20 protein-coding genes and 1 riboswitch are annotated in these 26,043 nt (G+C 46.7%); of the genes, 12 read left to right on the plus strand and 8 right to left on the minus strand.

The features are described from left to right. Positions 1-242 precede the first annotated feature (242 nt). A complete protein-coding gene (locus tag BK126_RS25815; RefSeq protein ID WP_076315366.1) occupies positions 243-2,195 on the plus strand; it encodes a heavy metal translocating P-type ATPase in 1,953 nt (650 codons plus the stop codon). Positions 2,196-2,321: 126 nt separating this feature from the next. Here BK126_RS25815 and BK126_RS25820 read toward each other — a convergent pair whose 3' ends face one another. Beyond that, positions 2,322-3,053: a ZIP family metal transporter gene (locus BK126_RS25820; protein ID WP_076315367.1), complete on the minus strand. Its 732-nt coding sequence runs from the start codon at positions 3,051-3,053 to the stop codon at positions 2,322-2,324. A 332-nt stretch (positions 3,054-3,385) separates the two neighbouring features. On the opposite strand from BK126_RS25820, the gene trxB reads away from it, so the two are divergent. The 3 genes from trxB (at position 3,386) to nagZ (ending at position 6,241) form a co-directional block, all read left to right on the plus strand. Next, positions 3,386-4,327 carry a thioredoxin-disulfide reductase gene (gene trxB, locus BK126_RS25825; RefSeq protein ID WP_047913721.1) on the plus strand — a complete coding sequence of 314 codons (942 nt, stop codon included), beginning with the start codon at positions 3,386-3,388 and terminating at the stop codon, positions 4,325-4,327. A 52-nt stretch (positions 4,328-4,379) separates the two neighbouring features. Further along, a complete protein-coding gene (locus BK126_RS25830) occupies positions 4,380-4,616 on the plus strand; it encodes a glutaredoxin family protein (RefSeq protein WP_047913722.1) in 237 nt (78 codons plus the stop codon). Between the two features lie 224 nt (positions 4,617-4,840). After that, complete coding sequence (gene nagZ, locus BK126_RS25835; RefSeq protein WP_083656225.1) at positions 4,841-6,241, plus strand: beta-N-acetylhexosaminidase; 1,401 nt, start codon at positions 4,841-4,843, stop codon at positions 6,239-6,241. A 112-nt stretch (positions 6,242-6,353) separates the two neighbouring features. On the opposite strand, the gene BK126_RS25840 is transcribed toward nagZ, so the two are convergent. Together BK126_RS25840 and BK126_RS25845 are read right to left on the minus strand one after the other, a co-directional pair. Beyond that, on the minus strand, positions 6,354-6,551 hold the full coding sequence (locus BK126_RS25840; RefSeq protein WP_076315368.1) for a hypothetical protein: 198 nt from the start codon (positions 6,549-6,551) through the stop codon (positions 6,354-6,356). Between the two features lie 195 nt (positions 6,552-6,746). Continuing rightward, positions 6,747-7,907, minus strand: a complete 1,161-nt coding sequence (locus BK126_RS25845) for an ROK family transcriptional regulator (RefSeq protein WP_076315369.1) — start codon at positions 7,905-7,907, stop codon at positions 6,747-6,749. A 167-nt stretch (positions 7,908-8,074) separates the two neighbouring features. Here BK126_RS25845 and xylA point away from each other — a divergent pair, with 167 nt between their 5' ends. The 6 genes from xylA (at position 8,075) to BK126_RS25875 (ending at position 18,026) form a co-directional block, all read left to right on the plus strand. Continuing rightward, positions 8,075-9,391: a xylose isomerase gene (gene xylA, locus BK126_RS25850; RefSeq protein WP_076315370.1), complete on the plus strand. Its 1,317-nt coding sequence runs from the start codon at positions 8,075-8,077 to the stop codon at positions 9,389-9,391. A gap of 144 nt (positions 9,392-9,535) precedes the next feature. Continuing rightward, positions 9,536-11,032: a xylulokinase gene (xylB, locus tag BK126_RS25855; protein ID WP_076315371.1), complete on the plus strand. Its 1,497-nt coding sequence runs from the start codon at positions 9,536-9,538 to the stop codon at positions 11,030-11,032. 239 nt (positions 11,033-11,271) lie between these two features. Next, positions 11,272-11,982, plus strand: a complete 711-nt coding sequence (locus BK126_RS25860) for a glycosyltransferase (RefSeq protein ID WP_076315372.1) — start codon at positions 11,272-11,274, stop codon at positions 11,980-11,982. A gap of 1,113 nt (positions 11,983-13,095) precedes the next feature. Beyond that, a complete protein-coding gene (locus BK126_RS30060; RefSeq protein WP_076315414.1) occupies positions 13,096-14,160 on the plus strand; it encodes a glycosyltransferase family 2 protein in 1,065 nt (354 codons plus the stop codon). 250 nt (positions 14,161-14,410) lie between these two features. Further along, positions 14,411-16,723: a YcdB/YcdC domain-containing protein gene (locus BK126_RS25870; protein ID WP_076315373.1), complete on the plus strand. Its 2,313-nt coding sequence runs from the start codon at positions 14,411-14,413 to the stop codon at positions 16,721-16,723. Positions 16,724-16,907: 184 nt separating this feature from the next. Next, the gene (locus BK126_RS25875; protein ID WP_076315374.1) at positions 16,908-18,026 is read left to right on the plus strand and encodes a transglutaminase domain-containing protein; all 1,119 of its coding nucleotides are present in this window, start codon (positions 16,908-16,910) and stop codon (positions 18,024-18,026) included. A gap of 138 nt (positions 18,027-18,164) precedes the next feature. On the opposite strand, the gene BK126_RS25880 is transcribed toward BK126_RS25875, so the two are convergent. Continuing rightward, positions 18,165-19,619 (minus strand): amino acid permease, encoded by a 1,455-nt coding sequence (locus BK126_RS25880; protein WP_076315375.1) that lies wholly within the window; start codon positions 19,617-19,619, stop codon positions 18,165-18,167. 158 nt (positions 19,620-19,777) lie between these two features. Then, positions 19,778-19,973: riboswitch (Lysine riboswitch) on the minus strand. A 118-nt stretch (positions 19,974-20,091) separates the two neighbouring features. After that, entirely contained in the window at positions 20,092-21,228 is a 1,137-nt protein-coding gene (locus BK126_RS25885; protein WP_076315376.1) for a virulence factor, read from the minus strand. Between the two features lie 330 nt (positions 21,229-21,558). On the opposite strand from BK126_RS25885, the gene BK126_RS25890 reads away from it, so the two are divergent. After that, positions 21,559-23,184, plus strand: coding sequence for an ABC-F family ATP-binding cassette domain-containing protein (locus BK126_RS25890; RefSeq protein WP_076315377.1), 1,626 nt, complete (start codon positions 21,559-21,561; stop codon positions 23,182-23,184). 118 nt (positions 23,185-23,302) lie between these two features. Here BK126_RS25890 and BK126_RS25895 read toward each other — a convergent pair whose 3' ends face one another. Then, positions 23,303-23,485 carry a hypothetical protein gene (locus tag BK126_RS25895; RefSeq protein WP_076315378.1) on the minus strand — a complete coding sequence of 61 codons (183 nt, stop codon included), beginning with the start codon at positions 23,483-23,485 and terminating at the stop codon, positions 23,303-23,305. A 475-nt stretch (positions 23,486-23,960) separates the two neighbouring features. On the opposite strand from BK126_RS25895, the gene BK126_RS25900 reads away from it, so the two are divergent. Next, a complete protein-coding gene (locus tag BK126_RS25900; protein WP_076315379.1) occupies positions 23,961-24,836 on the plus strand; it encodes a cation diffusion facilitator family transporter in 876 nt (291 codons plus the stop codon). A gap of 96 nt (positions 24,837-24,932) precedes the next feature. Here BK126_RS25900 and BK126_RS25905 read toward each other — a convergent pair whose 3' ends face one another. Continuing rightward, positions 24,933-25,331 (minus strand): hypothetical protein, encoded by a 399-nt coding sequence (locus BK126_RS25905; RefSeq protein ID WP_076315380.1) that lies wholly within the window; start codon positions 25,329-25,331, stop codon positions 24,933-24,935. A 317-nt stretch (positions 25,332-25,648) separates the two neighbouring features. Next, positions 25,649-25,813, minus strand: coding sequence for a DUF1328 domain-containing protein (locus tag BK126_RS25910; protein ID WP_047913737.1), 165 nt, complete (start codon positions 25,811-25,813; stop codon positions 25,649-25,651). Between the last annotated feature and the right edge of the window lie 230 nt (positions 25,814-26,043).

Consider the following 26,043-nt stretch of genomic DNA (forward strand, 5'->3'; position numbering starts at 1 on the left):
ATTTCTAACATTACTATTTACAATTTCTGTGGGCCAGGTATATAATACATTAAAAGTTGCACAAAACAAAAATAATTGTATAAATGCAAAAATGATTATCATTCTCAATGATGTCACCATGCTATTTTTACGAAAAACCATGCTGCTTCGGGATTCCCGAAGCAGCATGTGTCATTTTAAGGCCATTAACAATGGCTCTCATTCTCAATTAGACCAAGCAAGAAGAAAGGATAGTGAAGAATATGGAGGCTATTCAGCAGCGAATAAGTACTGCAGCACAAGTGGATGAACAAGGGCTTTCACCTCAGCGTCCTGGACGCAAAAGAGGTCCGAATTTTAAGATGATGCTTAAGAACCGGGAGATGCAGGCGGCTCTCGGCAGCGGGGTCATGATGCTGGCAGCATGGGGGATCTCAGGAAGCTATGAGCTTGTTTCGATCGTGCTGTATATTGCAGCTTATACGATAGGAGGCTGGGCCAAAGCGAAGGAAGGTGTGGAGACGCTCGTCAAGGAGAAGGATTTGGACGTGAACCTTCTCATGATCGCTGCAGCTATGGGAGCTGCGGCGATCGGATATTGGAATGAAGGGGCGATGCTCATCTTCATCTTTGCGCTCAGTGGTGCGCTTGAGAGCTATAGTACGGAAAGAAGTCATAAAGATATCTCCTCCTTGATTGGGTTAAAGCCAGAGACAGCGCTTCGGTTAAAGGATGGAACAGTGGAGCAGGTCGCAATTGATCTGCTTCAGCCTGGAGATTTACTGCTGGTTAAGCCGGGCGAAATAATGCCCTCCGATGGTAATGTATACAAGGGCTACTCTGCCGTGAACCAGGCTTCCATTACAGGAGAATCAATTCCAGTGGAGAAGAGCGCAGGAGATGAGGTTTATGCCGGCACAATGAACGGTGAAGGGGCCTTATATATTGAAGTGACTCAGCCGGCCGATAATACATTGTTCTCGAAGATTATCAAATTGGTAGAAGAGGCCCAATCCGAGGTACCGGCTTCTCAGCGGTTCATCGAGAAATTTGAAGGGATTTATGCCAAACTGGTTGTTTTGATTACGCTTGTTCTTGTTCTAGCGATGCCGCTGCTGTTTGGTATCACCTGGGGAGATGCTTTTTATAAGGCGATGGTATTCCTGGTTGTTGCTTCTCCTTGTGCTTTGGTTGCTTCCATTATGCCCGTTATGCTGTCTTCGATCTCAAGCAGTGCGAGAAGAGGGCTATTATTTAAGGGCGGAGCACATGTAGAGAATATGGCAAAGACGGCTGTGGTAGCCTTTGACAAGACGGGGACCTTGACGAGAGGCGTTCCGGAAGTTACTGATTTGATCGCTGCCGCCGGGTATGACGAGATGACCCTTCTATCTCACGCGGCGGCAGTGGAAAGTCAGTCTACACATCCACTGGCAGAGGCGATTGCAGCAAGGGCGATTGCAGCTGGAGCACAGCTGATCCAAGCTGACGATGTCCAAAATATCACGGGCTGGGGGATCAAGGGCAGAGTTGCCGGCCAGTTATGGAAGGTAGGCAAAACAGATGTACTGGATGAGAATGATGCGGATCCGGCTTGGATACAGCGCAGGTCAGAACTTGAGCGTGAGGGCAAGACGGTTTCCGTCATTATGCAAGGAGATCACATTGCGGGTCTGATCGCGATGCGGGATACGATTCGTCCACAAGCGGTGAAGGCAGTGAAACGGCTGCAAGAGCTCGGTATCAAGGTAGCCATGCTGACGGGCGATCGACAAGCTACCGCTGATGTCATTGCGAAGGAAACGGGAGTTGATCTCGTTTATGCCGGACTGCTCCCAGAGCAAAAAGTAGAGAGAGTTCGCTCCCTGCGTGAGCAATATGGCCATGTCGTCATGGTTGGCGACGGCGTTAATGATGCACCCGCACTGGCTGCAGCAACGGTTGGAATGGGCATGGGAATGTCGGGCAGCGGAACGGCCATAGAGGTCGCAGATGTGGTGCTGATGAACGATAACATTGAAGAGATCGCCTGGAGTGTCACACAGGCAAGACGTGCGGCAAGAGTAGTGAAGCAGAACATCGTCTTTGCCATTAGCGTAATCACCATTTTGATCGCAGGAAATTTCATTTCTGAGTTAGCGCTTCCTCTCGGTGTGATCGGACATGAGGGCAGTACAATTCTCGTGATTCTCAATGGACTTCGATTATTAAAGTAAATGGATCACATAGACACGAGCACCATAATAAAAGCGTCGTTTGCTCCTGCAGGCTTTAAGCCTTGGGCAAGCGACGCTTTTTGCTGCTATATAACGTAAGCTCTGTGAGAAAGAACTACTGTCGAGTCAGAATACCTCGGTGAGTGTAATCATCGTAATCAATCCCAGGATAAAAGAGATCGTCGCCACTCGCTGGTTGCCGTCTCCATGGCTTTCCGGAATAAGCTCCTTATATACGATGAACATCATGGCTCCGGCTGCGAAGGCAAGACCATAAGGCACAAGTCCATCAACGACACTACTAAGCGAATAACCGATAATGCTGGTTACAATTTCTACTGCACCCGTTAAGGTTGCAATACCTAGTGCTTTGAACCGGCCTATATTTTGATTGACGAGGAATAGGGCAACGAGAAAGCCTTCCGGTGCATTTTGCAGACCGATCGACAGCGCGATCAGATTGCCTAAGCTGTCATCTCCACTGGCATAGCTGACGCCGACAGACAGGCCCTCAGGCAAGTTGTGCATCGTAATTGCAGCAATGATAAGAAACGCTTTGCCTTCAATATTGAAGGGACGCGATTCTGGATTTTCCAGATCAATATGCGGTATATACATTTCCAGGACCAAGAGAACGATACTGCCCGCAAGGATCCCGATAAACAGGACCAATAGATTAGATTGACCCAGTGCTTCCGGGATAAGACTATAGAGTGAAGCTGAGGTCATAATTCCAGCCGCATAGGCCAGCAAGATGTCCCGGAGCCGGTGTGTGACCTTGCGCATAAACAAGATCGGGATGGCTCCAAGCCCTGTAGACAGAGCGGATATAACACTTCCTATTAATGCTTCAACCATAACGTTTTATACTCCCTCCTCTAATGCAGCACATCTATTATTCAGGTGACATCAACCGACAAATGAGCATTGACATCGACTTTGAAATTGGTCATAATGATGACTAGATTAGAATTATTATAAATTATGTATTCCATTTCCGTAAAGTTGACGATTTCTTGAACAGGTGGAGCCATTCAATACATTATTCATGATCCTTTTTCTGGTGACAACTCTTTTTGAGTTTATGTTGTGCTTCAGGTTCTAATACATATTGTATGTTTGCTTGACACTAGTTCATTCAAAGTATGTATATTACAGCAATTTACGGATAGCAGCGGGAGGTTATTTAAATGTATAAATCAGTCATTATCGGTACAGGCCCTGCGGGTCTGACAGCAGCGATTTATCTCGCTCGTGCCAATCTGAGTCCACTTGTTATTGAAGGCCCGGAACCGGGTGGTCAATTGACAACGACGACTGAAGTAGAGAATTTCCCTGGCTTCCCGGAAGGTATTATGGGACCAGAGCTTATGGATAATATGCGCAAACAAGCCGAGCGTTTCGGTGCTGAATTCCGCACAGGTTGGGTGAACAGCATTGATATGGCTCAGCGTCCTTTCAAGATTCAAGTTGAGGGACAGGGCGAGATCGTGTCCGAAACCGTTATCTTGTCTACAGGAGCTTCTGCTAAATATCTCGGTATTCCTGGGGAGCAGGAGAACGTGGGTTATGGTGTCAGCACTTGCGCGACTTGCGACGGCTTCTTCTTCCGTGGCAAAGAAATCGTAGTGATCGGCGGCGGTGACTCTGCTCTGGAAGAAGCAAACTTCCTGACTCGTTTCGCTTCCAAAGTAACGCTGGTACATCGTCGTGAAGAGCTTCGTGCATCGAAGATCATGCAGGACCGTGCACGCAGCAACGAGAAGATCGAGTGGGCGCTTAACCGTACACCTGTTGAGATTGTTGCTGGTGAAGGCGGAGTTAAGGGTGTTAAAGTTCTTAACAATGCTACTGGAGAAGAAGAGATGATTGAAGTTAGCGGCGTATTCGTAGCGATTGGTCACAATCCGAACACAGGCTTCCTGAACGGTCAAGTAACGATCGACTCCAATGGTTATATCGTAGTGAATCCTGGAACGAGCGAAACGAACGTTCCTGGCGTATTCGCTTGCGGTGACGTACAGGATACACGTTATAGACAAGCCATTACAGCAGCAGGCAGCGGATGTAAAGCAGCGATTGATGCTGAGAAGTTCATCGAAAGCCTGGAGCATAGCGCGGTTGCTAACTAATAGAGTTCTAGCTTAACTTATAATTTAAATTTCTTCTTACGAGGTGAATATTATGGATAAAGCAATAGTATATACTTCTACCAATTGTCCACATTGCCGTCAGGTGAAGAGCTATCTCACAGAGAACGGCATTGAGTATGAAGAGCGCAACATTGAACAGAGCGACGAATTTGCACAGCAAGTATGGGATATGGGTCTTCGTGCAGTACCTGTAACCGTGCTTGGCGAGCACCGTATCGTTGGCATGAACAAATTGCAGTTCCACAAAGCGCTTAATCCGCAAGGATAAGATATCAAGTCATAGCATAACCGCACCCTGTGTGGTAGTTGTTCCCTTACCTAATAGAGAAACAGAGACATCGATAAGATGAATTTGTTCTCGGTTACATGAGTGTAAGGGACACAGCCGCTGATGGGTGCGGTTTTTCTTTTTGCTGATAGATGGGTAGTATAGTGGTGTGACTAAAATGAATAATCTGAAATGTATTCAAGCGAGAATGGGGCGAAGTCGGATTGAGAAAAGAATCCTTTGGATATAGAAAATTGGCTTACTATATTTTAATAATGCTGGCAATCGTCCTGCTCACCTCTTGCAATGCAGCGGATACAGGTACTTCTTTACCAGATCCGCCGAAGGAGCAAGGACAGGAACAGGCTGGAGGAGGATCAGGCTCGGATCGCGGACCTGATGAGGAAGGGGCGGATTCCGACTCCGAGTCACCATCAGATGCTGGCAGCGAATCGGAATCGGATGCCGAGGATGGCCAAACATCCATAACGCCGGAGCATGATGATCTATTGCCTGCGCAGGAGGCGGCCATGGAGCAGCTCGCGAACCTGTCAATTGAGGACAAGATCGGACAAATGATTATATCCGGTTTCCCTGGAACAGAGCTGGACACGGAAGCAGAGAAATTAATTCGTAATGGACAACTGGGCGGTGTCATCTTGTTTGGGCCGAATATCCGCGATCAGAAGCAGCTTCAAGCCTTGATCAATGAAGTCAAGAAGAGCAATGGAGAAGGACAGCAGCCCATGTTCATTTCTGTGGATGAGGAAGGGGGACGTGTCTCCAGGCTTCCTGAAGGGAAGACAGAATTCCCATCGAATCAACAGATAGGGAAGTATAAAAATGCTGAAATATCTGCTCAAATCGGAAATGTCATTGGAGAAGAGCTCGGTGCGTTCGGTTTTAATCTCAACTTTGCACCTGTACTCGATATTTTCAGCAATCCGGAAAATACGGTGATAGGAGATCGTTCGTTTGGAGATTCGGCAGAAACGGTCTCCGAGCTCGGCATAGCCACTATGAAAGGGATGCAGGAAGCCGGCGTCATTCCGGCTGTGAAGCATTTCCCGGGCCATGGAGATACGAAGGTGGATTCTCACGTTGGCTTGCCCGTTGTTCAGAAGACGAAGGAAGAGCTTGCTGAGCTGGAGCTGGTCCCTTTTCAGGCAGCAATAGAAGCTGGAGCAGACATGATGATGGCTGCGCACATTCAATATCCGAAGATCGATGCTTCACTCCGGCCTGCTTCCTTGTCTAAGGTCATGCTCAGTACTCTGCTCCGTGAGGAAATGGGATATGATGGGGTTGTCATTACCGATGATCTAGAAATGGGTGCAATTCAGCAAAATTATGGATCCGGTGAGGCGGCACTGATGGCAATTCAGGCGGGAGCTGACATCGTACTGTTCGGCCATACACCAGCCAAAGCGGAGAAGGCGTATAACACGCTTTTACAGGCTGTGCGGAAGGGAGAGCTCTCGGCTGCAGATATTGATCGGAAGGTGCTCCGGATTCTAACTCTTAAATACAAATACGAACTAACGAATGAGCCGGTGGAGGAATCGGCCTTGCAGGTCGTTGGATCAAGCGAACATCAGCAGATTGCGGACCAGCTGAAAAAATAATACCCGTATAAAGTAAAGGCATCATACGTGAAAATACCCTGCGGGCTGGACTTTACTTAAGAGTCATAGCCAACAGGGTACATATAACGTGCTGATGCCTTTATTGCTGTTTTTAAAAGAAATACCACATAAACCACTGGAATATACCGTAGACCGCTACTCCGGATACGATATACCATAGGGCTTGTTTCTTTCTGCCTTGAAACAGTCTGAGGATACCTAGACTAGCCAAAGGTGCGATTACAATTAGGAACAGTAAAACAGCAATAAACATCGCGGCTGAAATATCTGATGTATCCACATAAGTCACACGAATTCTCTCCATTTCGTACGTAAGGTATACACACAAAGGTAAGACTCTGCTGTGATAAATGACACACAATTAGTTTCATTATACCTTGAAATAGAGGGCGTGCGACGATAAAATGGGACGATTTTTTGTCTGAATTAGTAAATATTTAACAGTCCAATGGATCACACATCATTAAATCACCTGGTGTACAGCTTACGCACTTACTCGAATGTGACCTAGAAATTGAGAGATTGCTCCGTATGCCGAACCGATGAGGGTCGATTTGCTTCCGAGCTGGGCGAAGCTGATCTGCAGACTGCGCATGTGATACGGCAGCGTCCTCTTTGCGACGACCTGCTGGAGCGAGTCTTCCATATAATCTCTAGCCTCGGACAGCGGTCCCCCCACAATAATTCGCTCTGGGTTAAAGCTGTTGACGATATTTGTAATGCCGATGCCCAGCCGATGTCCGATGCTTCGATACAGCTCAAGCACAGCGGGATCCCCCTGTTCAGCATAAGCTACCAGCTCAGCCGTTGTCGCTGCCGGAAGCTGAAGTTTCGTTTCATCATATGCCTTCTCTGAAGCATAGAGCTCCCAGCAGCCTCGATTACCGCAAGTACACTGTTTTCCTTCTGCATCAATGGACATATGCCCCGTCTCACCTGCATATCCCCAAGCTCCTTTATACAAACCGCCGTCAATCATGATCCCCGAGCCGATCCCTGAGCCTGCACTAATATAGATGAGATGCCGCATTCCCTTGCCTGCTCCAAAGTGAAGCTCTCCGGAAGCACCGGCATTCGCTTCATTGTCTATCGTTACAGGAAGCCCGAGCTCTTCCTCCAGCATGCTCGCCAGAGGCACCGTATTCCAGCCAAGGTTCGGTGCGAAGAGTATCGTACCCTCCTCGTCTACCATTCCTGGCACGCCAACACCTATGCCTATGACCCCATGCGGCGATAAGGGAGCCTCGGTCTGCAGTTGTTTGGTCATTGTGATGATCCTGGCAGTGACGGATGGAATATCGTGATTGGTCAGTGGGAGAGAGGTTTCATGCACAATATTTCCTGCAAGATCAGTAAGTACACCGCGAAGCTTCGCAACGGTCAGCTCAATACCGATGGCATAACCTGCCGTATTATTAAAAAGCAGCATAAGCGGCTTGCGTCCGCCGCTGGATTGACCTGGACCGATCTCCGTGACGAGATGATTCTCAATTAACTCTGTTACCAGATTAGAGACGGTCGCCTTATTCAGTCCGGTGAGCTCCGATACTCTTGCTCTGGAGAGCGGGGCGTGTTCCCGAATCGTGCTCAGAATAATGGACTTATTTATTTTCTTGACCAGAGCCTGATCTCCGGTAATCGCCATGGATAAAGCACATCCCTTGTGATGATATAAAGACTATTGTAACGAAAATCACTTCAAAAAACAAACTTTGTTTAACCAATAGACAAAGTATTTCGAGTGTGATAGTATAACGGTGTAAACGATTTCGCGAAACAGTTTTAAACTAATTTTGAGGAGGGCTTTGTCACATGGCCTATTTTGAATCCGTTAATAAAATTGCTTATGAAGGTAAAGATTCCAAGAATCCTTTTGCATTTAAATTTTATAATCCCGAAGAAGTCGTAGCCGGTAAAACAATGGAAGAGCATTTCCGTTTTGGTATGGCTTACTGGCATACACTTACAGCTGGCGGTTCTGACCCGTTTGGTAAAGATACGGCAGTTCGCTCTTATGATAAATATTCCGGTATGGATCTGGCTAAAGTCCGCGTAGAGGCTGCTTTTGAATTCATGGAGAAAATGAACCTTCCATACTTCTGCTTCCATGACGTGGATATTGCTCCAGAAGGAAGCACGCTTCGTGAATTCTACAGCAACATCGATACAATTGTTGACTTGATCGAAGAGCAAATGAAAGCAACTGGCAAAAAACTGCTCTGGAACACAGCTAACATGTTTACGAACCCTCGCTTCATGCACGGTGCTGCTTCCACTTGCAACGCTGATGTATATGCGCATGCAGCAGCTCAAGTGAAGAAAGGTCTTGAAGTGGGTAAACGCCTTGGCGCTGAGAACTATGTATTCTGGGGCGGTCGCGAAGGTTATGATACTCTCTTGAACACTGATATGCAGCTGGAGCAAGACAACATTGCTCGCATGTTCCATATGGCTGTTGATTATGCCAAAGAAATCGGCTTTGACGCTCAATTCTTGATCGAGCCTAAACCAAAAGAGCCAACAAAGCATCAATATGACTTCGACGCAGCTACATCCATTGCGTTCTTGCAAAAGTACGGCTTGGACAAGCACTTCAAGCTGAATCTTGAAGCAAACCATGCAACACTCGCTGGTCATACATTTGACCATGAAATCCGTGTTGCCCGCATCAACGGCATGCTCGGATCCCTGGATGCGAACCAAGGCGATCTGCTGATCGGATGGGATACAGATGAATTCCCTGTAGACATCTACGATGCAACACTTACAATGTACGAAGTTCTGAAGAACGGCGGTCTTGGCAAAGGCGGCGTAAACTTTGATGCAAAAGTACGTCGTGCTTCCTTCGAAGCAGAAGATCTGTTCCTCGCTCACATCGCAGGTATGGACACTTATGCGAAAGGTCTTAAGGTTGCAGCAAAACTGATCGAAGACCGCGTATTCGATGATTTCATCGAGAAACGCTACTCCAGCTTCAAAGAAGGCGTCGGTGCTGAGGTTGTTGAAGGCAAAGCAACTCTTGCTTCCCTGGCAGAATATGCACTGAACAATGAAACACCTCGCAAAAATGAATCCGGCCGTCAAGAGCTGCTCAAAGCGACTCTTAACCAATACATCTTGGCTGACTAATCGTCCCTCCGGATTTAGCAATACAAGCATGATTTGAGAGCCAATAGGACGTTTTAAGAGAGCCTTTCGGATCGTCCCCGGCCTTTGGCGTAAGCGAAAGGCATGGGGACGGTTCTTTTTTTACAAGAAGAGGAGGAGAATGAGATGAGTTATGTCATTGGTGTAGATTTGGGAACCAGTGCTGTAAAGACGGTTCTGGTCGATCGCAGCGGCCATGTATTGTATGAAGCATCCGAGGCCTACCCGCTGTATCAGCCCAAGGCTGGTTATAGTGAGCAGAATCCCGAGGATTGGGTACAGCAAACCATTGTATCCTTGCGCAAATTGATGGAGATATCGGGTATTAATCCGGCTGAAGTGGAAGGTCTCAGCTTCTCGGGACAAATGCACGGACTTGTGCTTGTAGATGCAGAAGGAAACGTTCTTCGCCCGGCTATTCTGTGGAATGATACACGTACGACCGCTCAGTGCCGCAAGATTGAAAATACATTGGGTCAGGATTTGCTGTCCATTGCACGCAATCGTGCGCTTGAAGGCTTTACACTGCCGAAAATTTTGTGGGTGCAGGAGAATGAGCCTGAAATTCTGGACCAAGCAGCGCTGTTCCTGCTGCCTAAGGATTATGTACGCTACCGGTTGACCGGCGATTATGCGATGGATTATTCGGATGCAGCTGGAACGCTGCTCTTGGATCCTGCGGCGAAATCCTGGAGCGAACAGATCGCGAATGCATTCTCCTTGCCGCTCTCCCTATGTCCGAAATTGGTGGAGTCCTTTGATCTGGTCGGCACCTTGCTGCCAGAAGTTGCGGAGGAAGCTGGACTTACCCCTCAAACCAAAGTATTTGCCGGCGGAGCTGACAATGCTTGCGGCGCCATTGGTGCAGGGATCTTGAGTGAAGGGAAAACGATGAGCAGTATTGGAACTTCCGGGGTTGTTCTATCCTATGAGGAACGCAAGAACCTTGATTTTGAAGGGAAGGTCCACTTCTTCAATCACTCTGAGAAGGATGCCTACTATATTATGGGCGTTACCTTGGCAGCGGGCTATAGCCTGACCTGGTTCAAGGATACCTTCGCCAAAGACTTGTCATTTGATCTGCTGCTGCAGGGCATCGACCAAATTCCTGCAGGAAGCGGCGGTTTGTTGTTTACTCCATACATCGTTGGCGAGCGTACCCCGCATCCTGATGCAAATATCCGCGGCAGCTTTATCGGTATGGATGCAAGTCATACGCTTCAGCATTTTGGACGTGCGGTGCTTGAGGGAATTACATTCTCTCTTCGTGAGTCGATTGATATTATCCGCGGTGCCGGCAAGACGATCAGCGAAGTCATCTCTATTGGAGGCGGCGCCAAGAATGAGACCTGGCTGCAAATGCAGGCGGACATCTTCAATGCGAAGATTATCAAGCTTGAAAGTGAACAGGGTCCTGCTATGGGTGCTGCAATTCTCGCAGCATATGGCTGCGGTTGGTTTGGTTCGCTGCAGGAGGTTGCTGCAGCATTTATTCGTCCAGCCAAAACCTATGAGCCGAACCCGGAAACAGCGGCATCCTACGACAAACTGTTTGCACTGTACCAGGAAGTATATGGTCAAACTCGCGAGTTGAATGAGAAGCTGACAGAGTATAGATCATAAATTTTTGAATACTTTGCACAAGCCATCTGTCTTTATATAAGACGGATGGCTTTTTTGTAATGTAAACCGGAATTACATTCTCTACTAAGCTCTGGCTCATCTTAAGGTTTAAAGGACTCTACTTGCCGTTTCCTTCGAATCCTAGTTATAACAGTCGAAATTCACGAATAAATTGAAGATGGAGGCTGCCGACTGTTTCAGGACAAATAACAGGCAGTTCGGCGGGGTAGGAGGAGAACATGGCAGATTCGGCAAGTAGCAAAATTACGTTGTCCATGATCGTGAAAAATGAGACAGGTCGGTACCTCGAACGTGCTTTGATCAAGCACCGCCCCTGGATCGATCAAGCGGTCATTATTGATGATGGAAGCAATGATGGAACGCCTGAATTGTGTGAAGAGCTGCTTCAGGGAGTGGAGCATGTGCTCATCCGTAATAAGCAGTCTCAATTCTCCGATGAAGTATCCCTCCGCAAGCAGCAGTGGGAAGCAGCAGCACAGGCAGGAGCTGATTGGATTCTTAATCTGGATGCGGATGAAATATTGGAGGACGGATGGGGAGAGGACCTGCACGCGATGACGACAGGACCGCATGAGGCCGTTTATTTTCGATTATTTGATATGTGGAGCGAGACGCATTACCGCGAAGACCTGTATTGGCGTGCACACCAGATCTATCGGCCTTTCCTAGTTAAATTTGACCCCCATCAGACGTATAGGTGGAAAGAAACTCCGCAGCACTGTGGAAGATTCCCGCTGAACATCTTCGAGTTCCCCTACATATGCCATCAAGCTCGTATACAGCATTTCGGCTGGGCTAGACGGGAAGACCGATTACATAAATATGTCCGTTACAGACAGCTGGACCCTGAGGCGAAATATGGATGGAAGGAGCAGTATGAATCTATTCTGGATACGGCCCCTTCCCTCGTAGCATGGAAATCCCATTAAAAGGAGGACGAGGGCACTATGACAGCTCTGCAGCGTATCCTGATCGCAAGTCCTGTGCGTCAATCACCAGATGTGTTAAAGGCCTTTCTAGAATCGTTGTCTTTACTCTCCATCCGGGAGGAAGAGATCGAGGTAAGCTATGTATTTATTGATGATAATGAGGCTCAGGACTCGTCCAAGCAGCTGAGAGCTTTTGTAAGGAAGCATGGAGGAAAAGTGGTAAAGGCCGCGGCAATTGAGAAGCCCAAGAAACCACTGATCAAGCGGAGCCGAGCGGGAGCCAGATCTGCAGCAGCAAACGCAGAAAATGCAGTAAATGAAGCAAATGCGGCAGATCCGGCAGAAGCGCTGAAGACGTCGAAGGCAGATCCATCACGGAGAGACACGTCCAAGTCGGAAGTTTCGATCTCCAGTGTGAAGCCATCTCTTACTACAGGTCAGCCTACTGAATCAGACTCGGACCCTAAGCCGGTTTACAGCCGGAATGAATACGGTCATTATTGGCCTGAAGAATATATATGGCGGGTCGCAGCCTTGAAGGATTGGATCCTTTCCTATGCAATAGAAGGAGGCTTTGATGCTCTCTTCCTGCTCGATTCCGATCTAGTGCTGCATCCGGCCACCCTGACACAGCTCTTGAACGGGGAAGAAGAAATCGTGGCAAACCTCTTCTGGACCCGCTGGCAGCCGGGGACGATTGAGATGCCGCAGGTATGGCTGAGAGATGAATATACATTATATGAAGAGAGACAAAATGAGCAGCTTACGGAAGAAGAGAAGCAGAGACGAAGTGCGGAGTTCATGCGAAAACTGCGCAAGAAAGGAAGATACGAGGTAGGAGGGCTTGGAGCCTGTACTTTGATTCGCAGATCTGCGCTTGAGAAGGGGGTTCGTTTTGCCCGGATCGATAATCTTACTCTATGGGGCGAGGACCGACACTTCTGTGTGAGAGCCCAGGCGCTAGGGATTCGGCTGCACGTGGATACGCATTACCCAGCTTATCATATTTATCGGGATTCGGATTTGGACGGAGTCGCAGCCTTTCTTCAATCAGCTTCTAGGCATACGATAGAGGGCACAGAGGCAAGCAAGTACATTCTTATTAGTCTGTGCATGATCGTGAAGAACGAGGAAAAATCGCTGGCGCGGTGTCTCGATTCAGTGCGGGAGATTGCGGATGAAATTGTCATTGTGGATACGGGGTCAACGGATCGTACTCGTGAAATTGCGAAGGAATATGATTGCCGAATTGTAGATTATGAGTGGAAGGATCATTTCGCCGATGCCCGAAATTTTGCCTTCAGCCAGGCTGAGGGAGAATATATTTTATGGCTTGATGCAGATGATGTGTTTGAGGAGAAGGACCGGCAGCAGCTGCTGGATTGGAGGGAAAGGCTGGATTCGTCCATTGACGGACTGTCGATGGAATATCATCTGGCCTTTGATGGATCGGGTAATGTAAGCCATAAGCTGAGAAGGAATCGGCTGGTCCGTAGGGATAAGGGCTTTGAGTGGCATGGTGCTGTGCACGAATATTTGGCTGTTTCCGGCAATATTGTCCATACGAACATTGCAGTAACACACAAGAAAGACAAGGAATATACAGACCGTAATTTACGAATATACAAAAGACTTGAAGAACAGGGAGAGGTTTTTACTGCCCGGGATCAGTATTATTATGCGAATGAGCTACGAGATCATGGTTTGAATGAGGAAGCGGTTCAATGGTATACGAGGTTCCTCGATTCGGGTCACGGCTGGATTGAGGATAATTTGTCCGCTAGCTTGAAGCTGGCCGAATGTATGGGAAGACTTGGGATGAAAGAGCAGGAGCTAGCAGCCTTGTTCAGGTCATTTACCTATGCGTCCCCGCGCGCAGAAGCATGCTGCAAGGTAGGCACATGGTTTGCAGAGCGTGCGGAGTGGAATACAGCTATTCATTGGTTTGAGACAGCTGTAGCGCTGAAGCGGCCGGAAGACCCGTTAGCGAACATCGATGAGCCATCATGGACATGGATTCCGCATCTGCAGCTCTGTGTCTGCTATGACCGTCTTGGTAATCACAAGCAGGCCAATTACCATAATGAGCTGGCTCTCAGTTATCATCCCACGCATCCAAGCATGCTCTATAATCAGCAGTATTTGAAAGAAAAATTGCAGAATGGGGTTTTGCGTTAGAAAAAGATATGATAGAGTGAAATCAGTTGTATGTTACAGTAAAGATGATGAGATCGTATCTATAGAGCCATGTTTAAGGGAGAAGGGCTGCTGTTCAGCCTTTTTTCTTTTTTAGCTGGCTTTTCTTTTTTGCAAGGAACGTTCTATAGCCCGAAAAGTTTAAATTTTAATTTTGGGTAAATCAGGAATTTAATAGATTGTATTATGATATAATGGCACAGATTGGAAAAAAGAAAGGAGCGTTAGAGGATTGAAGCAAAATAAAAATAAAAAATCACCCTCAATGAAGAGAGTGGCCGCAGCGCTTGCTGCTGTGATGCTGGGTGTACATACGCAAGGAGCCATTCAGGAAGTATCGGCTGCCCAAGTATCCGCTGGCGAAGAGCCGGCAGTGAGTATAACGGACAGCACCATTCCCAAGGGAGCAAAAATCTCTTCTGAAACAGCGCATAAAAACATCCTTAAACTATTTCCCGAGCTATCCAAGGCAACGCTTACTTCGGTTCAATTGGGATCGAATGGATCGTACCCTCCTGCAGAAGATAAGGTATGGGATCTCTCTTATAGCATAACCAGAGGGAATTCTACATCGAGCTTCAGCGCTTCCGTATCCAGCCAGACGGGTGAGGTATTGTCAGCACATCTACCTGAGTATCTCATTCAGAGAGGGGAATCCGAAGAGCGCATATCAGAAGAGGAGGCAGCGAAGATCAGCGCCGCATTCCTGCATGAAGCTATACCTGATCTCAAGGAAGGAGAATACTCATCTCTTGAAGTTATGGATCAGGGAATGAATCCTTTATTTGGACGAACGGAATATTCATTCTCCTATCAATTGAAAGTAAATGGCCTGCCTGCTGTGGGCAACATCGTTTATGTCAGTGTAAACGACAGCGGAGAGGTGACCAGTTACACTCGAATGACTGGACATAGCAATTATCCTTCTCCGGTTCCTAAGGTGACGAAGGAGGAAGCTAAGAAACACTTTGAAGAAGGTCTTGACCTTCAGCTGGCTTATGTTCCCGTAAATTATGCTTATAATAATGGCAGCAAAGAGTACTATTTGGCGTATGTGCCTTCTAACACGTGGGAAGTTGTTGTCGATGCAATAACGGGTAAGGCTGTCGATGTGTATGCTTCTGAAGAATCAGATATAGCTTTATTAGATGAACCGCTGCCTGAGACAAATGTAAGCTTTGAGCCTGCAGCGAAGCCGCCAGCCCGCGATGAGGTGGTTGCCCTTATTAAGAATAAATTTCCTTCATTGAAAGATTATCAGACGACAGATATAAGTCTCAACCGAACTTCGCAGCGCGGTGCTGTGAAGAAAGTGTGGAATGTAAGATTTTCGCATCAAAAGGGTAATGAAGTAAGCGACATTAGTACTCAAGTTGACGCAGAAACAGGTCAAGTGATGGACTATTCTGAATGGTATCATAGCAGCAGAGAGAACGGGGACAGGGCGATCAAAGAGATTTCAAAGCAAGCGGCCAAAGATCAAGCTGCCGAACTGATATCGTCCCTCGTTCCTAATGCAGTAACCGAGCTTCGATTAAGTCAGATGATCTCGATGGAAGATGGGTATAACTTTGTTTATAGCCGATATTTGAATGGTCTTCGGGTCATAGGAGATAACGTGAATATATCGATGACCAAGTCCGGTCAGGTGAATACATTTTATACAAGCTTAAGTGCGGAAATTGCGCAGCTGCCAGAGGTGAAGGAGGCCAGTATTACTCAAGAAGAGGCACAAGCAGCCTATTTGGACTCCACTGAAATGGTGCTTAGTTACCAAGAATCTAATCAATACTATAATACGGGCGAAGAGATCCCTCCGGTAAAGCTGGTATACATGCCATCCCAGGGAGCAGCTCAGCTGTATTCCTCCAAGGTAATTGACGGCACAACAGGCAAGCTTCGTGAAATGTATTCGTCTGGTGCAAATCATACCGATGATCTGGTGGTTGATATTGCGGGTCATGAGTCGGAAGACGTTATGCAGCGGATGATCTCTCACGGGGTGCTCGTTCCTGATATTGAAGGTAAGATCGAGCCGGAGCGCAGCATTACGAAGGGCGACTGGTATACGTATTTGGCACGGGCTCTCGATCCGCATGTGCAGATGAGCAGTTATTATTCAAGCAATTCAGCGAAGCTGTTTGCTGATATTGATATGGACAGTCCATACTATTTCATTCTCAACCGACTGATCGAGCAGGGATGGGTTGAAGCAGACCCAGAGATAACCTTTGCCCCAAACCATTCGATCACAAGAGGTCAGTTGTCTGAAATGATTATCAGCATGCTTCAATACGACAAGCTGGCTAAGTTCTATCAGCAGGGTACCGATTTGCCGAGTGTGGCAGATGCTGCACAGATTGATAATAAAGGTGCTGCTTCCTTGGCAATCAGACTAGGCATCCTTCCTCTTATTGAAGGCAGATTCCTTCCGGATCGTCCCGTGACCGTGTCCGAGGCAGCTGAGGTGATCAACCGGCTTGCTGAGCTCCAGGATAAACTGGATTATTTTACGAGTGATAAATGGGCGTATCGTTATTATTAAATTTTTTAATACGGCAAGGAACTAAATGGAGACAAAGTGAATATGTATAAGAATAGGCTTCCCTGATAAGGGAAGCTTTTTTCGAGTCTCATCGACAAAACTAGAACATGGAGCAGAAGCTTGTTTATGCTACAATATTTCTGCCGGACATGAGTTGATTACCGGAAGGGAGGCAGGATGATCAATGAGAAAACGCAGATTTGGATTATTTATTGTCATGTTGCTAGGTATCGTGCTAATAGGAGCCATTCCCCGGTCAGTTCATTTGCATACGCTATACGCCGCATCTAATGAAAACGCAATCACATCCGAAGAATTACATGAGGTACTCACGAGTGCCATGGTAAGCAGGACAGATCAATTTCAATTTACCTATAAGGGTAAAGTAAAAGTCTTAAAAGCTACATTACAGGAAGCCATAGAGAAGGCGATGCGAAGTGATTCTTACATTCAGTACACACTCAAGAGCTACGCCTATCATTACAAGGGCACGAACGCTTCAGCAGAAGTAAGCATCGAGTTTAAATATAGGGAATCCTTAGAGCAGACGGCTTATGTCAATTCCCGAGTGGATCAAATACTTACTGACATCATTAAGCCAGGCATGAACGATCATGAGAAGGTGGAGGCGATTCACAACTATGTCGTTTTGAATCTGGCTTATGATGAAGCCATGCAAAAATATACAGCTTACGATGGACTTGCGACGGGAAGCACGGTGTGTCAAGGCTACTCGCTTCTTACTTATCGGATGCTTACCGAAGCAGGCATTACGAATCGAATTATCGAAGGGCAGGCGGGTGGTCAGCTGCACGCTTGGAACCTGCTGCTCCTGGATGGAGTCTGGTATCACATGGACACGACCTGGGACGATCCAACGCCGGATCAACCCGGCAAAGTCAGTTATAACTACTATTTGCTGACGGATGAAGAGATGGGGCAGGATCATACGTGGGAGGAGCAGTATCCTACCGCTGCAACGCCTTATCGCGAAGCCATTCATGTACTGATGCTTCAGAAGGATGATAAATACCCTGCTTATGAGCGTCTCTACGAAACGCTGAATTACGGTCTGTACAATGAGAACGAGATCATTCAAACATCAGCAGAGCTGAGAGAACGGGTTCAATCCAAAATAGACGAGGGCGCCCATTCTGTTATATTCCGTTATGATGGGGAAGAGAATGAATTGTTTCGAGAACTGAAGGAGCTGTACAGCCTCGGAATTAAGTCCATCTCCTATTATGTATCTGATTTTGAAGATACCGGTGATCTAAAGGTGAAGGTAAACTGGAAGCAGTAAGAAGCGATTGCGAGCAAGATGATCATCCCTTTTTCCAACGGGAAAGCTTGATCTGACAATAATTGAACACCCAATAGAAAAAAGCCTAATCTTGCTGTAGCAGCAGGATTAGGCTTTCTTCGATAGATTAAGAGGTAATTAGGATGGATCTGTACTAAAATCGCACTCCTTCAGCGGGATCACCTTTGTTTTATGCTTCCACTTATACCCGAGCCAAATCGCGAGGAATAATGGAATCGTAAAGTATGTGGCTACGAAGTCGATCCAGGTTACATCGCTAAGATCAAGGGTAAGTGCCTGACCAAGAATAACGATCATACAGAGCACAAAGGCAAAGAGTGGACCAAACGGGAACCATTTTGCTCTGAAAGGCAAGTCCTTTAGATCTCTTCCTTGAGCGACATAGGCTTTTCTGAAACGATAATGGCTGATGGAAATACCGAGCCAAGTTATAAATCCGCACATTCCAGATGCGTTAAGCAGCCAGGTATATACCACACCATCGCCAAACATGGAAGCCAGGAAGGCCAGCATGCCGATGACTGCAGTGAGCAGCAGGGAATACACAGGAATTCCTCGTTTGTTCAGCTTTGCAAAAATACGCGGCGCTTTGCCGTCCTTCGCCAGTGCGTACAGCACACGGCTTGAAGCAAACATCCCTGAATTACCCGCAGATAGTACAGAAGTCAGGATAACCGCGTTCATCACAGAAGCGGCAAAGGCGAACCCTGCTTTTTCAAATACGAGCGTAAACGGGCTGACGCTGATCGTTTCCAGATCCGAGTTCAATAGGTTGGGATCGGAATAAGGAATGATGAGACCAATAACCAGAATCGTCAGGATATAGAAGATCAGAATCCGCCAGAAAATTTGCCGAATGGCACGCGGTACGCTCTTACGCGGATTTTCACTCTCACCGGCAGCGACCCCGACAAGCTCCGTTCCCTGGAAAGAGAATCCGGCTGCCATGAATACACCGAGTAGCGCAAAGAATCCGCCGTGCAGTGGGGCATCCCCTACGGTAAAGTTCTCAAAGCCGGTCGCTTCTCCGCCCAGGATACCGAAGATCATCATGACACCGACAATGAGGAATACGATGACAAGTACAATTTTGATAAGTGCAAACCAGTATTCGGATTCTCCGTAACCTTTAACGGACAAGACATTAAGTCCGATAAGCAAGAGCAGGAACACCAGGCTCCACAATGCTGAGTTGCTGTCCGGGAACCAATATTTCAAAATAATCGTTGCTGCTGACAGTTCAGCTGCAATCGTAATCGCCCAGTTGTACCAGAAATTCCACCCAAGGGCAAACCCAAGGGAAGGATCTACGAATCTTGTAGCATAAGTGCTGAATGAACCGGAGTCTGGCATGAAGGTAGCAAGCTCTCCAAGGCTGGTCATTAGGAAGTAAACCATGATGCCAACCGCAGCATAAGCGATGAGTGCGCCGCCTGGGCCAGAGTTCGCAATCGCGCCCCCGCTGGCGAGGAACAATCCTGTACCGATTGAGCCGCCGAGGGCGATCATTGTCATATGTCTTGTTTTAAGCCCTTTTTTCAAGCCAGGGCCTGTCGTTTCTTGATGCTGCATTTTTTTAATACACTCCTTCTATTTGGTCTTACGTATGCATCTATTCCATAAATCTCAAGGTATTATGAAATGGATTCGTATGCCGGGAAAGAATAAAAAAAGACCGCTGGTTTGTATACCCGCGGTCCCTATTTTTAACTTCCGCACCATACTTTAAACGTTAAGATAGCTCAACATAGCTGTACGCTATGACAGTTCTGCTCCTTTCGGATCTAGCAGCCCCAACCTGGAGTACGTTTCATAGAGCAGTACTCAAACAGATTTCGGCGGGTACGCCTTTCAACACGGAATCCAAACGGCAGCTCTTATGCCTCTTCCGGTTTACTGATCGTAACCGCGACCTCTACCTCACCTGTGTATGATGAGGTGTATCTTATATTCAATTTGCTGTAAAACAGACTTCAGTATAAAGCAAGAGCTGCTTAGAAGGCAATGGTATAATCTTCCTTATTATGTGAGGATTTGATGAAGATTAATCCCGCTTGCGTCCCGCCATTTGCTGCCAGACTGTGCCGGCTGCCTGCTCTCCGGATTCAATCCTTTCCAGCGCCATTTTTGCCTGGAGGCTGACCTCAAATTCCGGATCATCTGCTGCGATCTCAAGCACTTCTCTCGCATCCTCTGTACCTACTTCATATAAGAAGCGGGCTGCACGCCAGCGAACAAGCTTGCTGCTGTCCTTAAGCGCAGTCATCATGACTGGCGTGGCTGCCGGATCCCCGATATCGGACAATGTATCACCTGCAGTCCGTCGTACGGCAGGTGATTTATCCTGCATTGCTTCATATAATAGCTCCTGAGCCTCCGGCGTCTTCAGATCACCCAAGTAGACAACTGCCAGACGGCGTGTTTGCATCTTCTCATCCTTCAGGGCCGTATGAATCAGGTCTATACGCTCTGGCGTAGGCTCCATCTGATCAAGCGCGGCATAACGAACGCGCCAGTCGTCATTTTGCAGTGCTGTCCGAATCTCCTCGTCCGTTAAATCTCTGCGCTGCTCAACAAACTCCTCTTGCTTGGTGCCGTGAGCGATGGCTTGCTCGATCACTTTTTGAAGCCGTTCCGGAGGAAAGGCTGCTTCGAGCTCCTGCTCAACCTCGCGGGCAATATCAGCTAATTCGCCGTAACGAACACCATAGTCCGTCAGCTTGCGTTCCTTGATCAGCGTCGCGGAGGCAACCTCAGTCACCGCCTTTACAAACCGGTCAGACAGAGAGATACGTTCCTCTTGTGCGCCTGCTTTGACTCGGATTTGCATGGGGACTCCACGGAAGAATTGAACAAATACCTGAGCTTCTCCGAAGTGTTCCCCGTCGGCTGCATCTGCCTCAGCCCATTGCAGCTGCGCACCTTCCTGGCCCAGCTTTTCCTGGACTTCACCAAGGATGGCAGACCAGTCAGCATTGCCTTTGCGATCCAGTGCAACAAAGCCGGCAGTATGGAACACACTTTTGACCCCTGGAATATGAAGCATCTGGCGGATAAAGGCAGGAGCAGAACGCTCGTTATCTAATGTATAGGTTCGGCGAATGCCTGATTCAAGCTGTTCGTCGAGATGCAGCATCATCGTATTTGGACTCGGTGTAGGTTCAATGGATGTAATTTTCATAATAGATCGTCGACCTCCGTTCATGTTCTTTGTTTATTGTAGCCAAATATTTCATTCCTATTTTGTATGAAATTTTAAGTGTACAATATTATTGTAACGGATTAAACCGCTGGGTTCATCATTTTGGCGGCTCTTTCTTTGTTTATTGGGAAATTCGGCGTTATTTATGCTATAATATGTTGCCATACGGGTAGAAAAAGGCTTTCACCCCAGTCCGTCATAGCTAGTTGTGCGAGGATGTAGTATCAAGGCTTGGAATAAACGGATGCAAGATGCTGATGCAGGCCAATGATGAACAATTTAATTTATATATAAAGGATGGTATGTTGAATGATCAGTACAAGCGGCATAACGCTCCGCTACGGTAAACGTGCATTGTTTGAAGATGTGAACATCAAGTTTACCCCAGGGAACTGCTACGGCCTTATCGGGGCTAACGGAGCAGGGAAATCAACGTTTTTGAAAATTTTGTCCGGTGAAATTGAAGCAAACCAAGGTGAAGTACACATGACACCAGGCGAGCGGATGGCTGTTCTGAAACAGAATCATTACGCTTACGATGAGTATCCGGTCCTTGAGACGGTTATTATGGGTCACACTCGTTTGTATGAAATTATGAAGGAAAAAGATGCGCTTTACGCCAAATCCGATTTTACCGAAGAGGATGGTCTGCGTGCAGGTGAGCTTGAAGGTGAGTTCGCGGAGCTGAACGGCTGGGACGCGGAACCGGATGCAGCAGCGCTTCTGATTGGTCTTGGCATTCCTCGTGACATGCACGAGCAAAAAATGGCCGACCTGAGCGGCAATGAGAAGGTACGTGTTCTCTTGGCGCAGGCTTTGTTCGGAAACCCGAACAATTTGCTGCTCGATGAGCCTACCAACTATCTGGATCTGGAATCCATCCAATGGCTGGAGAACTTCCTGATGGATTATGAAGGTACAGTTATCGTGGTATCCCATGACCGTCACTTCCTGAACAAAGTATGTACGCATATTGCAGATATTGATTTTGGCAAAATTCAGCTGTATGTAGGTAACTATGATTTCTGGTATGAATCCAGTCAGCTGGCGCTTGCCCTGCAGCGTGATGCGAATAAGAAAAAAGAAGAGAAGATGAAAGAACTTCAAGCGTTTATTCAGCGCTTCTCTGCCAATGCATCCAAGTCCAAACAGGCAACTTCCCGTAAGAAGCAGCTTGAAAAAATTCAGTTGGACGATATTCGTCCATCGAATCGGAAATATCCGTTCATCAACTTTAAGCCTGAGCGTGAAGCAGGTAAGCAGCTTCTGACGATTGATCGTCTGAGCAAATCTGTTGAGGGCGAGCAAGTTCTTAACAATCTCAGCATCGTGGTGAACAAGGGTGATAAGATTGCCTTTGTTGGACCTAACGGATTGCCGAAATCCACCCTTTTTGAAGTGCTGATGGGTGAGACGGAAGCTGATTCCGGGGAATATACTTGGGGTGTTACGACTTCGCAGGCGTATTTCCCGAAAGACAACTCCAAGTATTTTGAGGGTGTAGATATGAACCTGGTTGAGTGGCTGCGCCAATATTCCAAGGATCAGGAAGAAACCTTCCTGCGTGGATTCCTTGGACGCATGCTGTTCTCTGGAGAAGAAGCGCTCAAGAAAGCAAGCGTGCTGTCCGGTGGAGAAAAAGTCCGCTGTATGCTTGCCAAAATGATGCTGAACGGTGCGAATGTGCTTATTCTGGATGAGCCTACGAACCACTTGGATCTCGAATCCATCACGGCACTGAACAATGGTCTGATTGATACGGATGCAACGATTCTGTTCACATCCCATGACCATCAGTTTATTCAAACCATCGCGAACCGTATCATTGAAATTACACCAACAGGTGTAATTGACCGTCAAATGAGCTATGATGAATACCTTGAGAACGATGAAGTGAAACAGCTGCGTGCTCAAATGTATCCTGTAGAAGCTTAGGAACATATCCATATAAAAAGTCCGTATTCCATGGATTGAATGGTTTAACTCATTCATCCAGAATACGGACTTTTTACGTTTTGCCAGCGGCAGTTGAATAATTGGAGGATAGCCAATATTAGGACCCGCCAGTACGGCGACGTTGATTGTTCGGCTTTTTGTTGTTTTGGCTGACTAACTTTTTCGTTCCATTATTTTGGAAGCCGCCGCGATTCCCGTTGTTTTGCTCTTTTTTCTGGGCGAGCTTTTGCTTGACTGCATCCGCTAGACTGATTTTACGAGGCTCGTTATTTTCGCTCATGAGATACATACCTCCTCTTTAGTGATGACTACCCGGTTGAAATGTAGGGTATACATACTTAACAATTCACTACCCGGTTGAGATGTAGAGTATACATACTTAACATTTCATTACCCGATTGAAATGTTGAGTATACATACGTAACAATTCACTACCCGGTTGAAATGTAGAGTATAAATACTTAACATTTCAACCTAATTCTATCCGTTTTTAAATCTCCAAACAAGGGCAAGAATAGATTAGAGTGAAATGTGAAAAAACAGAATGTTTTGCGCTTATGCAAAAAAGTTTGTTAGGACTCATAGCAGTGCCGCCAAGCAACACTGTTTCGTCTTGTCTACAGCAATGTGATCTGGCAACATTGTTTCTATAGACCCACACGGTGCCCATTTGGTAACATGGTAAAACGATTGTTCAAGCTGCACGTGTATATGAAATATATTTGTGTGCTTCAAAAAAAGGAGTGTCGTTTCGGTTGAATGCTTATGATGATATTAAAAAAGGGGAGCGCGGGGCATGGATCAGCATCGCTGCTTACCTCGTTCTGTCAGCCTTTAAGCTTATTTGTGGATTTGCGTTTAATTCAAGTGCTCTAAAAGCAGACGGCTTTAATAATCTCACAGACATTGTTGCTTCGATAGCTGTCCTTATTGGGCTGAGGATTTCACGGAAGCCGCCGGATTCGGATCATGCTTACGGTCATTTCCGTGCGGAAACGGTGGCAGCACTGATGGCTTCATTTATTATGGCCATGGTCGGGATTCAGGTGCTCATTGATGCGGGAACTTCACTTTTTGAAGGAACGAAGGAGATCCCTGATATTTGGTCAGCTCTCGTTGCAGGAGTGGCTGCCGTAGTTATGATTGGAGTTTATTTGTATAATCGCAAATTAGCCCGCCAGATCAGAAGTCAGGCGTTAATGGCTGCAGCCAAAGATAATCTCTCTGATGCATTCGTTAGTGTGGGGGCTGCTATTGGTATCATTGGAGCCCAGTTCGGTTTGCCTTGGATGGATACCGTTGCTGCATTTATTGTAGGTCTTCTCATTTGTAAGACAGCCTGGGATATCTTTAGAGAATCGACGCATAGTCTAACAGACGGTTTTGATGAGGATCAGCTGCATGATTTGCGAACTACGGTCGCCAAAACGCCTGGGGTGCAGGGCATCAAGGATGTCAAAGCAAGGCTGTACGGCAGTCATGTTATGGTCGATGTGGTAGTTGAGGTGGCAAGGGATCTAAGTATTGTCGAAGGGCATCACATCAGTGATACGATTGAAGAAAATATGCGGAGACATCACAATATTATGCATGTGCATGTGCATGTGGAGCCGGAAGAAACGCGGATCTAGCTGAATAGCGACGAATCAAAAACATAAAAAAGGTGTCCCTCTCGTTAACAATTGTACGATAGAGACACCTTTTGTCATATCATTTATTTTACTGCGTTACATTCCTGTATTGACCCATGCAATACCTTTCCAAGTATAAATCTCCACCCAAGTTTCACCTGTAGTCTGGTTTACGACTTCATTACCGGTAACAGATACGAATTGAGGGCTGAGTGCACCTGTTGCTTTACCGTTAGGAGCATCATAGAAGTAAGTAATTTTTGTAATCTCCAGTGGCTTAAGCGGGATATCGATTCCATCTCCAGGCTCTACAATCGGTTCTCCATAAACGACGTCGGACACGGATCCGTCTGTTGTAGATGTTCCATCAACGCTTACAGAAATCGGAGTCGGGGACTCTGTTTCTGTAGTTGGGGTAACTTCCTGTGCGCTGGCTGCTGCCGCCATGGAAGCTGTTACAAGAAGTGCTGCGGTAATACTGATCATTTTTTTCATTTTGATCTCCTCCTAGTGTTGTTATGTAGTTCTTACATGCTTTATCAATAACCAAGCAAATAAGGATATGAAACACAAATTATAACAATTATTTCTTTATTTATCCAAGGTCTATGTGCCTGGTTTCTAAATTGATGGTTTTGGACTAATTTCCCCGGGAAAATAGCACAAAAAAACCTTACCTGACAAAAGTGTGTAATACGGTTTAAGCAATCCAACCATCCTACACTTTTGTCACCGTAAGGTTTTTTGTGTCAATCATTCGATGCTGCTCTAGCAGCATAATATCATTTTACATTTAGGCTTCCTTGGCTGCGTTATCGCGATCGGCTTCTTCCTGTGAAGAGAGAGATAACGAACAATACCAGGAATACGAAGAACAATACTTTGGCAATGGATGCAGCTGCTTCAACAATACCGAAGAATCCGAAGATACCGGCTACAACTGCTACGATTAGAAAAATTAGTGACCATTTCAACATGGTAATCATCCTTTCCGTTTTGGTCGGAGGTGCGTTTCGCTTAGGGCTTGGCGTCACCTCGTTCGTAGTTGTCATTAACCCAGAAGAATTATGACGAAACAAAAAGGGGGACTAGAAGATATTGTCTGAAAATTCCCTACAAATAATACACGGGAAAACAGAATTTTACCGCCTTGCTGTTTGTTTCGACAAAGGGGAGGCAGGGTAACTATGAAATAACAAAACAACAA

The organism is Paenibacillus sp. FSL H7-0326 (assembly GCF_001955535.1).
In the GTDB taxonomy this organism is placed as follows: Bacteria; Bacillota; Bacilli; order Paenibacillales; family Paenibacillaceae; genus Paenibacillus; species Paenibacillus shunpengii.